General features: G+C 28.7%; 16 protein-coding genes. All 16 read right to left on the bottom strand.

Annotation, left to right across the window (positions count from 1 at the left end; all coding sequences use genetic code 11):
- Window positions 1–3: 3 nt before the first annotated feature.
- Entirely contained in the window at window positions 4–747 is a 744-nt protein-coding gene (locus tag ACMCMH_RS07570) for a class I SAM-dependent methyltransferase (protein WP_412724205.1), read from the bottom strand.
- Window positions 740–1,816, bottom strand: a complete 1,077-nt coding sequence (locus ACMCMH_RS07565) for a glycosyltransferase (protein ID WP_412724203.1) — start codon at window positions 1,814–1,816, stop codon at window positions 740–742. The genes ACMCMH_RS07570 and ACMCMH_RS07565 overlap by 8 nt, the downstream gene beginning before the upstream one ends.
- Window positions 1,806–2,171 carry a diacylglycerol kinase gene (locus ACMCMH_RS07560; protein WP_412724201.1) on the bottom strand — a complete coding sequence of 122 codons (366 nt, stop codon included), beginning with the start codon at window positions 2,169–2,171 and terminating at the stop codon, window positions 1,806–1,808. The genes ACMCMH_RS07565 and ACMCMH_RS07560 overlap by 11 nt, the downstream gene beginning before the upstream one ends.
- The gene (locus ACMCMH_RS07555) at window positions 2,172–2,906 is read right to left on the bottom strand and encodes a hypothetical protein (protein WP_412724199.1); all 735 of its coding nucleotides are present in this window, start codon (window positions 2,904–2,906) and stop codon (window positions 2,172–2,174) included.
- Window positions 2,899–4,647, bottom strand: a complete 1,749-nt coding sequence (locus ACMCMH_RS07550; protein WP_412724197.1) for a sulfatase-like hydrolase/transferase — start codon at window positions 4,645–4,647, stop codon at window positions 2,899–2,901. Before ACMCMH_RS07550 ends, ACMCMH_RS07555 begins: the two co-directional genes overlap by 8 nt.
- Entirely contained in the window at window positions 4,631–5,899 is a 1,269-nt protein-coding gene (locus tag ACMCMH_RS07545; protein WP_412724195.1) for a flippase, read from the bottom strand. Before ACMCMH_RS07545 ends, ACMCMH_RS07550 begins: the two co-directional genes overlap by 17 nt.
- A 4-nt stretch (window positions 5,900–5,903) precedes the next feature.
- Window positions 5,904–7,013 (bottom strand): DegT/DnrJ/EryC1/StrS family aminotransferase, encoded by a 1,110-nt coding sequence (locus tag ACMCMH_RS07540; RefSeq protein ID WP_412724193.1) that lies wholly within the window; start codon window positions 7,011–7,013, stop codon window positions 5,904–5,906.
- Between the two features lies 1 nt (window position 7,014).
- The gene (gene rfbB / locus ACMCMH_RS07535) at window positions 7,015–8,058 is read right to left on the bottom strand and encodes a dTDP-glucose 4,6-dehydratase (protein WP_412724191.1); all 1,044 of its coding nucleotides are present in this window, start codon (window positions 8,056–8,058) and stop codon (window positions 7,015–7,017) included.
- Complete coding sequence (gene rfbC, locus ACMCMH_RS07530; protein WP_412724189.1) at window positions 8,051–8,626, bottom strand: dTDP-4-dehydrorhamnose 3,5-epimerase; 576 nt, start codon at window positions 8,624–8,626, stop codon at window positions 8,051–8,053. Before rfbC ends, rfbB begins: the two co-directional genes overlap by 8 nt.
- Window positions 8,626–9,513, bottom strand: a complete 888-nt coding sequence (rfbA, locus tag ACMCMH_RS07525; RefSeq protein ID WP_412724187.1) for a glucose-1-phosphate thymidylyltransferase RfbA — start codon at window positions 9,511–9,513, stop codon at window positions 8,626–8,628. The genes rfbC and rfbA overlap by 1 nt, the downstream gene beginning before the upstream one ends.
- Entirely contained in the window at window positions 9,514–10,848 is a 1,335-nt protein-coding gene (locus tag ACMCMH_RS07520; RefSeq protein ID WP_412724185.1) for a mannose-1-phosphate guanylyltransferase/mannose-6-phosphate isomerase, read from the bottom strand. It lies immediately after the preceding gene.
- A complete protein-coding gene (galE, locus tag ACMCMH_RS07515) occupies window positions 10,845–11,879 on the bottom strand; it encodes a UDP-glucose 4-epimerase GalE (RefSeq protein WP_412724183.1) in 1,035 nt (344 codons plus the stop codon). Before galE ends, ACMCMH_RS07520 begins: the two co-directional genes overlap by 4 nt.
- A complete protein-coding gene (locus ACMCMH_RS07510; RefSeq protein ID WP_412724181.1) occupies window positions 11,879–12,898 on the bottom strand; it encodes an NAD-dependent epimerase in 1,020 nt (339 codons plus the stop codon). The genes galE and ACMCMH_RS07510 overlap by 1 nt, the downstream gene beginning before the upstream one ends.
- Before the next feature lie 12 nt (window positions 12,899–12,910).
- Window positions 12,911–14,170 (bottom strand): nucleotide sugar dehydrogenase, encoded by a 1,260-nt coding sequence (locus ACMCMH_RS07505; protein WP_412724179.1) that lies wholly within the window; start codon window positions 14,168–14,170, stop codon window positions 12,911–12,913.
- Entirely contained in the window at window positions 14,151–14,474 is a 324-nt protein-coding gene (locus tag ACMCMH_RS07500; RefSeq protein ID WP_412724177.1) for a MarR family EPS-associated transcriptional regulator, read from the bottom strand. The genes ACMCMH_RS07505 and ACMCMH_RS07500 overlap by 20 nt, the downstream gene beginning before the upstream one ends.
- A gap of 250 nt (window positions 14,475–14,724) precedes the next feature.
- Window positions 14,725–14,919: a hypothetical protein gene (locus ACMCMH_RS07495; RefSeq protein ID WP_412724175.1), complete on the bottom strand. Its 195-nt coding sequence runs from the start codon at window positions 14,917–14,919 to the stop codon at window positions 14,725–14,727.

Genomic DNA, 14,919 nt, shown 5'->3' with positions numbered 1-14,919 from the left:
TTTCTACTGCTTTGACTTTTTAACTTTAAAAACAAACTGGTACCCTATAAGATTTCTAAACTTTTTACAATACCATTTATAAATACCATTATTTAATAATCCTAAAACTTTAAATATATTTGTTACATGCAAAGCTCTAACTTTAGGTATAAAAAAAAGTGGTGAGATATCACTTACATTATACCCCTCATCAACGACCACATATCCCACATCAACTAAATCTTGTTCAAATCCATCTATACTAAAAAATCTTAAATGAGTATTATCAAAAAGTCCATACTCTTCATACTTCCAAATGCCTTTAAGAAGTTTCAATCTGCTACTCCAATGAGCTACATTTACAGTAGATATTATCAATACACCATCATCAGCAAGCCAATTTTTGAGTTTATTTAAAACATTATTTGGGTAAGCGATATGTTCTATAACTTGTGACATAAATATAACATCAAATTTTTGAGTTTCTTTTACAAAATTATTAAGATTCATTTGAAGGGATTCATTATCAATTCCACCACTTAATACTTCATCGCATTTCTCTTTTGCAAGTTGTGCTTGAGCATCATTGTACTCTACACCATATACAAAACAGTTTTTTTCTTTTTTAAGATACTCACTCATAAAACCTGTAGCACATCCTATCTCTAATACTCGTGAATTATCTGGTATCATATTTATTTGTATTTTATCTATATTATTATCATCCAATAAACATGGTTCAAAGTGTTGGTTATCGTATTTAATCATTTAAAAATTCCTCAAAAAAACTATTCGCTTCTACAAAATATTTACCATTATAGTGACTATAATAATTAGCATAATAATTATCTAAACTATTTAAAACATTTTCTATACACTTGTATAAAGAATCCTCATCATTCTCACAAAATAATTTATTATCAAGAATAATGTCACTAGCCTTAGCACCTTTAGTTGTTAAAAATAAAGTTTTACAAAAATAACAATCAGCCAATATATTTGGTAAACCTTCATTTCTAGTAGGGAGTACCACTAGAGAAGCTTTTAATATTTCTTTATAATAGTCTTTCCCATTTCTCTCATTTTGAAAAGATACTCTTGTTTTTAAAATATCACTTTCTTGAACTTTTTTAAAAAGATTATTGTAATATTCTTGTTCAACAACTTTTCCAACTATTTTAAGATTAAATTCGTTATTTATTTTTCTACTCATTATTAATCTTTCAAATACTTCAATAAGTCTATCAAGTCCCTTTGCATGATTTATTCTACCTATATATAAAATTGTCTTTTCTTTTTTTATATTGGTACTTAATTCTTTAATAATATCCAAATTTTTTTGAGGTAATCCTAGACTATACTGTAAAGTTTTTTTAGTTGAATAAAAATCTAAAAGTTTTTTATTTTCTACAATAATTTTATATGCTAACAAAGAAGTAAGTTTCTTTTTTACTTGCTGTCTTATCCAATAAGGTGAGAATCTAGTATATTTTTTTATTATCATACTATCAGTTTTAATTATTGGTTTTACATCTAATATCCTAAGAAATAACAGTAAAAAATTTATATATTTATATGATGGATATATCCAAACATATTTATATATACTTCTATTTTTAAATATATATAAATATAAATTAATTGACTCCATATGATTTTCATCTATGGGTATGATTTTAAAATTATCTTTTTTTAGATTTTCGTGAATATTTGAAGACAAAGTTAAAAAATCAACTTCGTATCCTTTTGATATAGCACTATCAATAAAGTACCCAATATTTTTATTGAGATAATTTTTATAAAACTCATAATGAATTATTAGTATTTTATTTTTCATAAATACTCCAAATAACAAATAACCAACTCATTACATATATAGATATGCTTATCATAACAGCAGCAGAACCTATATCTTTAGCTTTTTTAGCAAGTTTATTGTATTTAACTGTTATCATATCCACTACTGTTTCTATAGCACTATTTATTAATTCTATTAAAAGAACTAGTAAAGATGCTACTATAATTATGAAGTTTAAATTTGTATTTAAATCTAAAAACCATAAAACAATTAAAGTAATTGCAAATAAAAATAACTCCAATTTAAAGGATGATTCTGTTTTTAAAGCAATCAAGAAGCCATCAATTGCATATTTTGTATTTTTAAATAAGTTATATTTAGGACTATTCTTCATCTAATATTTATCCGTCAAAATTACTTTTATATTATCTAATCTTTTATATTTTTCTATTTTCTTAGTATCATTAACTGTAAAAATAAATACAGGAATATTTGTAAACTTATCAAATAACTGTCCATACTGATTTTGATCTACAGAAAAACCTGAAAAGTTTTGATTTAATACATAAGATATTTTAAATCTGTACTCTCTATATAATTTTTTTAAACTACTCTCATTATCTCCAAATGAATAAAGTGAAATTGTAAAAAAGCCATTCTTAGTATATCTTTTTAAATGCCTTGAACTTTGAGATTCTAAAACAATCTTATTCTTTATATTGTATTTATCAGATAAAAATACTAATTTTTCAAAAGCTTTTTGTTGTTCATCTATACTTAAAAATTCTAATCTATGAAAATCCAGCCAAAAATAAGTATCTTCATTTGAAAATCTTTTTAATACATCTTCTAGTACTAAATTATCTTCTTTTAATGTATCCTTATTATTTCTTGTAATCACAAATCTATTATACTGTTCAGAATAAAAAATATCTATTTCTACACCTCCCACTTCCTTTAAAATAGCTTTTTCTATACTATCTATGGAGTTGGTTCGGTGTGCCCATATTTTACTTTTTGTCTTAATAATACTATTATAATCAATAAAATAAAAATAAATATTTAGACTTAAAATACTTACTACTCCTAATAACATCATTGATAAGAATATCTTTAATAGTTTATTCAAAATCTAACTCCTTATTTATTCTTAATTCATCTATTAATTTTATTTGATTATCATCTAGTCCAACTTTTGAGCCCATAAACACTTTTTCATCTTTTGAAACAGAAAAAAAGCCATCAGTACTTTTTGCTTTTGGATTTATATAAAAAGAAGCGATAGGTCTACCTTTATAATTAGTGTCCAAAATATCATAACCACTATATTCGCTAATATTGTCAACTTTTATGTTGTTATTATTTTTCAAATAACTTATTAATGTCATAGGAATGTCCACTAAACTTGTAGTTTTCTTATTAGTTAAAGCCTTATTATCTGAAGGTAAATGAATCCATAAGAAACTATTTAATTGATATGTGTTTAATGCTGACGCATGAGTATATTTACCTGTTTCAAAAAATTCTTCACCATGATCTCCAAAAACTATAAATATAGTATTTTCCCATTGATTAGTCTCTTTTAAAGTCTCAATTAACTGTTTTAAATAGATATCCAAATTCTTAACACTGTTTTGATATCTATTAAATATATTTTTAGCTTTTTCTTTTAAATTTGGATCAAAATAATCAATTTTGTCTTTGTAGTATGGTACTATTGGATTCTTCACTAAATTTTCATCAAATGAATAATCAAAATGTGTAGTATTTGTAGTAATTAAAAAAAATTTTGACTTATCATTTTCTATCAAATCTTTTTGAATGTTGCTAACTATTGTTTGATCCCTTTGATACATTTCACCATTTCTAATAATATTAAAACTATCAAAATCTTTTTTCTTTATCCATTTATCTAACTCACCATAACTTAACTTATCAGAGCTATAAAAATATTTTTCATAATTTAGCTGTGAAGCCATACTTATTAGAGTAGGTTTAGTGTCATTTATAGTTTGCCAGTAATAATTTGGATATAGTCCATAAAGTGTTGAAAATAAACCAAAATATGTTCCATTGCTTGTAGAGTAATTATTTTTAAAGTATGTCCCATTTTGCTTTGATAGATAGTTCATATTTTTATACATATCAGATCTTAAACTTTCTGCCATAATCAAAATAATATTAGGTAGTTTTTCATTGTTGATTAATACTTGAAGTTCTTTACTATTATCAAACTTTTCTTCTTTTACATTATAATAAAAATCAGAACTTGAATAACTAGGTCTATAAATAATTGAATCACTTAATATACTATAGATACTATTTGGAGTATCTTTTACTTTTTTATATGCATATATTTGATCGGCAAGTAGGAAAACACTAAAAAATACAAATAAATAAACAAACTTAACACTTTTTTTAAAATTAGCTGTTTTTGTATTTATATAATATAAAACAATATATGTAACTAATACTGTCCCTAGTAAAATATAAGCAGACTCCTCTAATTGTACTTTGTCTAATCCACTTGTTTCAATAAAATTATCTAAACCATTAATAACTAGTACATTTATATAATCTATTCCTAAAGTAAATCCAAAAAGAGTATAAATATATGCATAAACTAAATAATAAACTAAAAAAATTGATATAACTAAAACATAAAGTTTTGTGTTTATAAATTTTTGCATTATTAACAATATCCCATATATATATATGAAACTTATTACAAATACAATCATTTGTTTAAAAAAACCTATATCTAATTCTATCATTTGACTTGTAAGAAACAATGACAATAGTGCAAAAATAATTGCTATAAATACTGTTGAATAATAAATAGAAATTCTATAATTAATTATTTTTTGCACTTTTCAGCTCCTTATTAGCCAATACAATAGCAACTAAAGCTATTATAATATTTATAAACAATGTTGTTAACACAGCCCCAAAACTTCCATAAATATCTATTAAATACAAATTCAATAAAAAATTAGTTATTGCTCCAAACATCATCAGATATAAATAAACTGTTTGTTTATTTGCAATTACTAAAACTCTATAATATAATGAAAATAAAGCTGTAAAAAACATACCCACTATAATCCATGTGAAAATATATCCAGAATAAATATATTGTTCTCCAAAAACTAATCCAAACATATACTCACCTATAATGTATGAGATAATAAATAATATACTATAAACTAATAATAAAATAAAACTTACTTGTTTCAGTCTTCTAAATAATAGTTCTTTAGATTCTTGATACATTTTTATCATTTTAGGATAAAACACTATTATAAATTGTACCCACAATATTTCTAATACTTGATCAGCCATAGAAAACCCTAGACTATACTCAGCAGCAGCTTCAAGTCCTACCATCTTTTCTATCATAATAGTATCTATACGATAATAAAGTAAATAAAAAAAACTACCCATAAAAAGAGGAAAAGCATCTTTTAAAAGTTCTTTTATTTTTATCCACTTTACACTTTGAAAGCTATAAACCACTTTAAAATCTATCCCTACAAACTTATAGTATAGATACATACTACTAAGAGCTGTAAAAAAGAGTGCTATAAAAAGTGATTCTACTGTTTGAAACATATACACAAAAGATGATTGAAGCACTAAATTTATTACAGCTACATATATCATGATTTTAGAGTATATTCCAAACTGTTCAAAAGATTCCATTAATACTTTTGGAAGTGCAGATAATACTCCGAATATCATATTTACTATTATAATAGTCATGATAACTTTATGTTCAAAATATCCTAATATATATGCTGTTATAGTAAATAAAAAGACACTTACACTAAGTGTAATAAGCTTTGTATTTACATAAATATGATAATGCTCTTTATAGTTATCTTTCTCTTTTACTATATTTCTTTGAGTAATACCATGAGTTGAAAAATCTGCCATCATACTAAAGTAAGTACTAAGAGAAGTTAAAACAGCTATAAGTCCAAAATCTTCTTTTGTTAATAATCTAACTATAATAATCTTTAAAGCAAAACCTATAAGTACTGTTATAATCTTTGCAGATGTAGTTTTACCTACATCTTTTACAAACTTTGACTTACCTAGTTGTTTTGCTTTTGTTATCAATCTTTTACCTTGATACTTCTATTAATTTTTCAGATATAAACTTTACATCATCCATATTCATCTCAAGATGAAGTGGTAAACTTAATATTCTATTTGAATAGTACTGCACATTTTTAAGTAGTTCCCCTTTATATGGCGGATATTCCATATTATCTCTATAGTGTACACCTGGGAAAATACCATTTTGTGTAAGAAACTCTATAACTTCTTCTCTATTTTCTACTAGCACTTGAAATACATGTCTTGAAGTTCCATCATTGTGTTTTATATACTGTATCTTTCCATCAAGATTTTTGATATATTCATCTGCTATTTTTTTTCTATAGTTATTATCTTCATCTAGATACTTTAATGCTACCAGTCCAAGCGAAGCCATGATTGAATTACCATGATACTTATAGCCTACTTCTGCTACATTATAGTCCCACTTATAAGACCCTTGATTTGATCTTTGGAAAGTATCTTTATTTATCCCTAGCCAACTTAACTGTCTCGCTTTTTTATCTAAAGTGTCATCATTAAAGCATATCATACCACCATCAGCAGTTGGAAGATTTTTAACTGCCTGAAATGAAAACACAGTAACATCCACATCAAAACCAACATGACGACTATCTATTTTACTTCCTGCCATATGTGCAGCATCTAATATAATTTTCAAATTATTATCTCTTGCTATTTTTATAATTTCTAATAGATTTGCACTATTTCCACCCAAACCTACAAACATAATCGCTTTTGTTTTATTTGTAATTTTACTTTTAACTTCTTGAGGATTCAAACATAATGATTCATCAATATCAGCAAAAACAGGAGTTAAATTTTCATATTTAATGGCATGGTTTGTTGATACAAAAGTAAATGATGTAGATATAATCTCATCACCATCTTGCCACTTATATTCTTCTTTTAAAAGTTTTACAGCCATATGTAGTCCAGATGTAGCACTATTTATAAAGTGAGCATTTGAAAGTCCTGTATATTCTTTCCAAGCATCTTCAAACTCTACAGTTTTAAATCCCATGCCAGTCCATCCAATATCAAGACACTCTTTCATTTGTTCTAAACACTCATTTATTCTATAATGTGGTTTTAATACTTGTATTTTTTTCATTTTATATATTTTCCTTTTTATATTTTTCTATATACCAATTAATAGTTTTTAAAATCCCACTTTCAAAATTCTCTTCAGCTTTCCATCCAAGTTTATTTTCTAGCTTTGAAGCATCTATTGCATATCTTCTATCATGACCAGCTCTATCCTCTACATATGTTATCAATTCTTTATAAGAAGTTAATTGTAAAGAAGAGTTTTGATAACTCATAGGTTTTACTTCATCTAGTATTTCACATATTTTATTTGCTATATAGTTATTGTCTCTTTCATTTCTTCCACCTATGTTATATGTTTCTCCAGCTATTCCGTCATGATAAACTAAATCTATCCCTTTACAATGATCTAATACATAAAGCCAATCTCTGATATTTTTACCATCTCCATAAATGGGAATTACTTCACAAGTTAATGCTTTTCTGATAATAGTAGGTATGAGTTTTTCATCATGTTGTTTAGGTCCATAGTTATTTGAACAGTTTGTTATAACCGTGTTCATTCCATATGTTTCTCGATAAGATCTTACTATCATATCACTAGAAGCTTTAGACGCACTATATGGAGAGTTAGGTGCATAAGGAGTTGATTCAGTAAATAAATCTGTTTCATTTAATGTACCATATACTTCATCAGTTGAAATATGATGAAATCTACAATCTTCGTAATTAGCTTTATAACTAAATGGTTTCTCCATCCAGTATGCTCTTGCTACATCTAAAAGTGTAAATGTACCATTTACATTTGTTTCTACAAATATTCCAGGGTTTTTGATACTGTTATCTACATGGCTTTCAGCTGCAAAGTGAACAACACCTTGTATGTCATACTCTTTAAATATAAACTCAACTAATTCACGATTACAAATATCGCCTTTGATAAACCTATATCTAGGATTTGATTCGCACTCTTTTAGGTTTTCTAAATCTCCAGCATAAGTTAGTATGTCTAGGTTTACTATATTGTAGTTTTCATATTTTTCTAAAAAATATGGTACAAAATTACTCCCTATAAATCCTGCACAGCCTGTAAGTAAAATATTATTCATATAAATCGACTCCATATTCAAATAAATCATTTGTATCTTTTAGTAATGGCTGTACTTTGTCTTTATCAGATAGATTTAATTCATCTTTGTTTAAAATCCAATCAATATTTAGATCAATATCATCAGAAGCAATCCCTCTATCATTTTGTGGGCTATAGTAGTTATCTACTTTATATGCAAAAGTTGTATCATCTTCAAGGACTACAAAGCCATGAGCAAAACCTCTAGGAACTAATAGTTGTTTTTTATTGTCACTTGTAAGCTTTACAGCTACATGTTGTCCAAAAGTAGGAGAATTTTTTCTAATATCAACAGCCACATCTAAGACACTACCTTGTATCACTCTTACAAGTTTTGTTTGTGCTGCAGGTGCTAATTGATAATGCAACCCTCTTAAAACCCCTTTAGAAGATTTAGATTCATTATCTTGACAAAAATCCATTTTGTATCCTAGAAACTCTTCAAGTTTATCTTGCCTAAAAGTTTCTACAAAGTATCCCCTACTATCTCCATGTATTATAGGTTCACAAATAACTACATCTGAAATATCCGTTCGTGTAAACTTCATTAAAATTTTCTTCCTTTTTTTGCTCTACTAATAAGGTATTGTCCATATTTGTTTTTTTTCAATGGTTCTGCCAAAACAAGAAGTTCTTCTTTTGAAATATATCCCATCTCATAAGCTATCTCTTCTAAACAAGCGATTTTTAAACTTTGTCTTTTTTCAATAACTTCTATAAAATTACTAGCTTCAAGTAGTGACTCGTGCGTACCTGTATCTAACCATGCAAATCCCCTACCAAATAACTCAACATTTAACCTATCTTGATTTAAATATTCTTCCATTACTGATGTGATCTCAAGCTCACCACGATTGGATGGTTTAACATCTTTTGCTATTTGTACAACTTCTTTAGTAAAGAAATATAGTCCAACCAAAGCATAATCACTTTTTGGATTTTCGGGCTTTTCTTCTATACTTAGTACATTTTTATATTCATCAAATTCAACTACTCCATATCGTTGTGGATCATTTACTTGATAACCAAATACTACTGATTTATTATATTTTTTAACTGTATCAATACTTTCTTTTAATAAATTAGAAAATCCTTGACCATAAAAAATATTATCACCAAGTATCAAACAAACATCATCATTACCAATAAAATTTTCTCCAATAATAAATGACTGTGCAAGACCATCTGGCGAAGGCTGAACTTCATACGATATATTTATACCTAATTCTTCTCCATTACCTAACAGCTCTTCAAATCTTGGTAAATCATAAGGGGTAGATATAATAAGAATATCTTTAATTCCTGCCAACATTAATACAGAAAGAGGATAATAAATCATAGGTTTATCATATATTGGGACTAATTGCTTACTTATTCCTCTTGTTATAGGATACAACCGTGTGCCTGATCCTCCTGCTAAAACTATACCTTTCATTTATTGTTCCTTTCTTTGATAATCATCATCAAGTCTAACAATATCATCTTCGCCAGTATATTCACCTACTTGTGCTTCTATAAGTACGACAGATATTTTACCTTGATTTTCTAGTCTATGAATTTCACCCATTTTTATATATGTAGATTCATTTGGTCGCACGAGCTTTGTACTTTCTCCAACTGTTACGGTTGCTGTTCCTGACACTACTATCCAATGTTCACTTCTATGGAAATGTTTTTGTAAAGATAATCTTTTACCTGCTTTTACTTCTATTCGTTTTATTTTATAACCGGGAGTATCTTCTAAAACTGTATATGTTCCCCATGGTCTATGTACTGTTGAATGTTCAGTTGTTAATTTTGAATTCTGAATTTTTAAATCACTTACTATATCTTTTACTTTTTGAGTTGAACCTTTTTTTGAGATTAAGAGGGCATCATCTGTATCTACAATTATTAAATCTTCTACATCAATAGTTGCTACTTTTTTATTTGATATTATTAAATTGTTATTATTGTCATTTTGTAACTCTTCACTTAGAGCATCAAAGCTACCTACATCACTCCAATCTATATCTGAAGGTATTACTTTTACTTTATTCGATTTTTCCATCACGGCATAATCTATAGAATCTTCTGGAATGTTTTCCATATCATCATGTTTGATTCTTATAAGAGTGTCTTGATCAGCATTTTTAAATGCTTCTAATGAAGCTTCATAAATAGCAGGTGAGTATTTTTGAAGTTCCTCTAAAAAAACACCTGATTTAAATAAAAACATACCGCTATTCCAATAGTAATTTCCAGCATCTAAATAGCTTTGTGCAGTAGATAGATTTGGTTTTTCATGAAAAGCTTTTGCTACATATTCACCTTGTAATTCTATGTATCCAAAGCCAGTTTCGGGACATGTTGGTGTTATACCAAATGTTACTAAATTATCTTCTGTTGCTAACTCTTTTGCTTGATTTAGTACTTTTTCATATTCTGATTCATTTTTTATTAGATGATCAGATGGAGTAACTAGTACTAACTCTTGTGGGTCAAGTGATAAACAAGCTAAAGTAATAGCAGGAGCGGTATTCCTCCCTACTGGTTCTAATAAGTATTTATTATTTATTTCATTTAATTCCTCAAGTTGGTCAACAGAAAGAAAGTATTGCTCCGCATTTGATACTATAAATTGACTATCACATACCTTTGAGTTTCTTTCAACTGTAAGTTGAAATAGTGATTTATCATCAAATAGTTTTACAAATTGTTTTGGCATAAGTGTTCGGCTGATTGGCCATAGTCTTGTCCCATTTCCTCCGCATAAGATTATGTTTGTCATATATTTTCTCCATTATAGCCATTTGGATTATTACTCTGCCAATTCCAAGAGTCTTTACACATAGTTTCCAAATCTCTTGTAGCTTGCCAGTCTAATACCTCTTTTGCACAACTTGCATCTGCATAACAAACTGCGATATCCCCTGCTCTTTTAGGCACTATTTTGTATGGCACTTTTTTAGCACTTGCTTTTTCAAATGCTTTTATCATATCTAGTACACTATAGCCATTTCCTGTACCTATGTTTGTGATTAGTGGATTGTGGGTTGTGCCTTGTGAGTTAAGATAGTCAATCGCTTTTACATGAGCAGTTGCTAGATCTGTTACATGGATATAGTCTCGTACACCTGTGCCATCTTTTGTGTCGTAATCATCGCCAAATACACTTAAAAACTCTCTTTTTCCTACTGCTGTTTGAGCTATGAAAGGCATAAGGTTATTTGGTACACCGTTTGGGTCTTCTCCTATTATGCCACTTTCGTGTGCACCTACTGGATTGAAGTATCGTAAAATGGCTATCTTGAAAGAGTTGTTTGATATATATAAATCTTTTAGTATTCTTTCTATCATATATTTACTAGTACCATAAGGGTTTGTAGTTGCACCTATAGGAAAATCTTCTTTTATAGGTGTAGTTTTAGGGTCACCATAAACTGTAGCCGAACTTGAAAAAACTATCTTTTTACAATCAAACTCTTCCATCACTTCAAGAAGTCTTAGGGTTCCTACTATATTGTTATCATAGTAGTCAAGTGGGTTTTGTACAGACTTACCTACTGCTTTGAGTCCTGCAAAGTGAATCACAGAGTCTATTTGATGGTTTGTAAATACTTTTTTTAAAGTATCTGTATCTCTTATATCACCATGTATAAACGAGATGGTTTGACCTACTATTTTTTCAACTCTTTTAATAGACTCAACAGATGAATTAGATAGGTTATCATATACTATAAAATCATAGCTTGCTTTAGCAAGTTCAACTAAAGTATGACTTCCTATATATCCAGCTCCTCCAGTGATAAGAATAGACATTAGTTTTTAGCCTTATTCAGATAAAACTCTTTATACCACTTCACAAACTGTTCAATACCATCTTTTAAATCAGTATCAGGCTTATATCCAAAGTCATTCATCAGTCCACTTACATCTGCATAGGTTGAAACTACATCACCATCTTGCATAGGCATGAAGTTTTTTTCTGCTTTTTTCCCTATACTGTTTTCGATTGTTTCTATAAACTCCATCAAACTCACTGGAGCGTTGTTTCCTATGTTGTACACTTTGTACGGTGTAGTAGATGGTTGGTCGTTTAGAACTTTGATTATTCCATCTACGATGTCATCTATGTAGGTAAAATCTCTGCTCATCTCTCCGTTGTTAAATACTTTTATGGGTCTGTCTTCTGTGATGGCACTAGTAAAAAGCATCGGTGCCATGTCTGGTCTACCCCATGGTCCATATACTGTAAAAAAGCGTAGTCCTGTCGTTTTGATACCATAAAGGTGGCTATAAGTATGTGCCATGAGTTCGTTTGATTTTTTCGTTGCTGCGTAGAGTGATACTGGGGTATCTGTCATATCTGTAGTTTTGAATGGTTGGGATGTGTTTGTACCGTATACACTTGAACTACTTGCATAGGCTAGATTTTTTACACCATAGTTTCTGCACGCTTCAAGGATATTCATAAAGCCTACTACATTTGACTGGATATACGCATGTGGATTTTCTATAGAGTAGCGTACACCTGCTTGAGCTGCAAGGTTACATACTGCATCAAACTTTTCAGTTTCAAAAAGATTGTTCATCACTTCTGCATTTTCAAGATTTGCTTTTATAAATTTATGTTTAGGATAAAGAGAAGATTGTACTAGCACATTTTCTTTTACTTCATTTTGTTTTATCCCTAGCTCATTTAGTCTTGCATATTTAAGGTTTATATCATAGTAGTCATTGATATTATCATATCCTACTACTTCATGACCAAGTTCAAGTAGTTTTTTTGCTAGGTGGAAACCTATGAAGCCTGCTGTTCCTGTTACCAAAATTTTCAAATTATTTCCTTCTTAATTATCACTATTAAATATATCTCTTGTATATACTTTTTCTTTCACATCCAACATACACTCTTCTAATCTATTAGCAATGATCACATCTGATATAGATTTAAACTCTTCAAAATCTTTGATCACTTTACTATTAAAAAATGTTTCTTCTTCTAGTACCGGTTCATAGATCACTACCTCTATACCTTTGGCTTTGATACGCTTCATGATACCTTGTATAGCTGAGCTTCTAAAGTTATCTGAACCACTTTTCATCGTAAGTCTAAATATCCCTACTTTTTTTGATGTGTGGATATTATTTGGGTTTGCAGGAGTGAGTTCAAGTTTTCTCATCACACTATCTGCTATAAAATCTTTTCTTGTGCTATTACTCTCTACGATTGCCCCAATTATACTACTTGGTACATCTTGGTAGTTTGCTCTTAGTTGTTTTGTATCTTTTGGTAAACAGTATCCACCATACCCAAAGCTTGGGTTGTTGTAGTGCGTACCAATTCTTGGATCTAGTCCTACACCTTCTATGATCTGTTTTGTATCGAGATTATGCGTTTGGGCGTATGAATCTAGCTCATTGAAGTATGCTACTCTCATAGCTAAGTATGTATTTGAGAACAGTTTTACTGCTTCTGCTTCTGTTGAGTCTGTAAAAAGGATATCTATATTTTCTTTTTTTGCTCCTTGTGCTAAAAGGCTTGCAAATAGTTCTGCTCTTTTTGACTTTTCACCTACGATGATTCTACTTGGATAAAGGTTGTCTTGTAGTGCCAACCCTTCTCTTAAAAACTCTGGGCTAAAGATGATATTTGTAGTATCAAACTTTTTATTTATCTCTTTTGTATATCCTACTGGTACTGTACTTTTAATCACCATTGTTGTATTTGGATTTATCTCTAAAACATCTGCTATGACATACTCTATAGATTTTGTGTTGAAGTAGTTTGTTTGGGGATCGTAGTCTGTAGGTGTTGAGATGATCACAAAGTCTGCATTTTCGTATGCTTCTTTTTTGTCTAGCGTTGCTCGAAAATTTAAACTATCTTTTTGTAGATATTCGCTTATCTCTTTATCTTCTATTGGGGATTTTTTATTATTTAAAAGTTCAACTTTAGAAGCTATGATATCTAATGCTACTACTTCATTGTGTTGTGATAGAAGTACACCGTTTGATAGACCTACATATCCTGTACCGGCTATGGCGATTTTGTATTTTGTATTATTTTTCACTTGTGATTTCTCCATTTTACTTAACTGTGCTTTCATATCTATCAAGTTCTTCTTGCATTTTTTCATATTCGGCTTTTTTTATTTTGATAAATTTTTTTGTGATTGCTATTTTTTGTTGAAGCCCTTCATCTGTCAGAAGGTATTTATACTTAGTTTTATCTTCTGCGTTGACGAAGTTACCAGCTTTTATGTAACCTTTTTGAATAAGTGCTTTTGCTATGTAATTTACTTTGCCAAGAGCTATGGCAAGTTCGTCGGCTATCGACTTTTGTGTTCTATTTTTTGCAAGTGCTTCTAGTACTTGTAACTCTACATATTGTTTATATAAATTATTGTCCAATCCAATTTACCTTTAGAATTAAGTATTTTCATTTTTTGAAATAATAGCATACTTTTTTATATTTTAGATTAAAAGTAAGAGGAGGAAATAGTCGAGGAGTAGCTTTACTATTCTTAAAGAAGCCTTGTATTCTAAAATAATTATATGCCAAAATTATTTTATATGTACTATAAAAAACTGTCTTAAGTGTAAGTCAAAAGATTTTCTTACAAGACTTCTTTAAAAATAGAGAAAGAGGGAGGAACCTCTTTTATCTCATGATTTGTATCTCAAAATTTTCTTCAAATTTATGAAGTACTCTGTTACTGTCCAACATAAACTGAATACCCAAAAACTCATCTATGTTTGTGTTTTCTTGCGATTTTAGATTTATGATTCTATTTTGTGTACTATCAAATTGAAAACAACTGTATCTATTAATCTCATCAATAATTTTTTGTGACAT

Origin of the sequence: Arcobacter sp. 15-2, from assembly GCF_047159865.1 — a bacterium.
In the GTDB taxonomy this organism is placed as follows: domain Bacteria; phylum Campylobacterota; class Campylobacteria; order Campylobacterales; family Arcobacteraceae; genus JAIOSF01.
The sequence above is the reverse complement of the archived record's forward strand: the minus strand, read 5'-3'. Positions and strand labels throughout refer to the sequence as shown.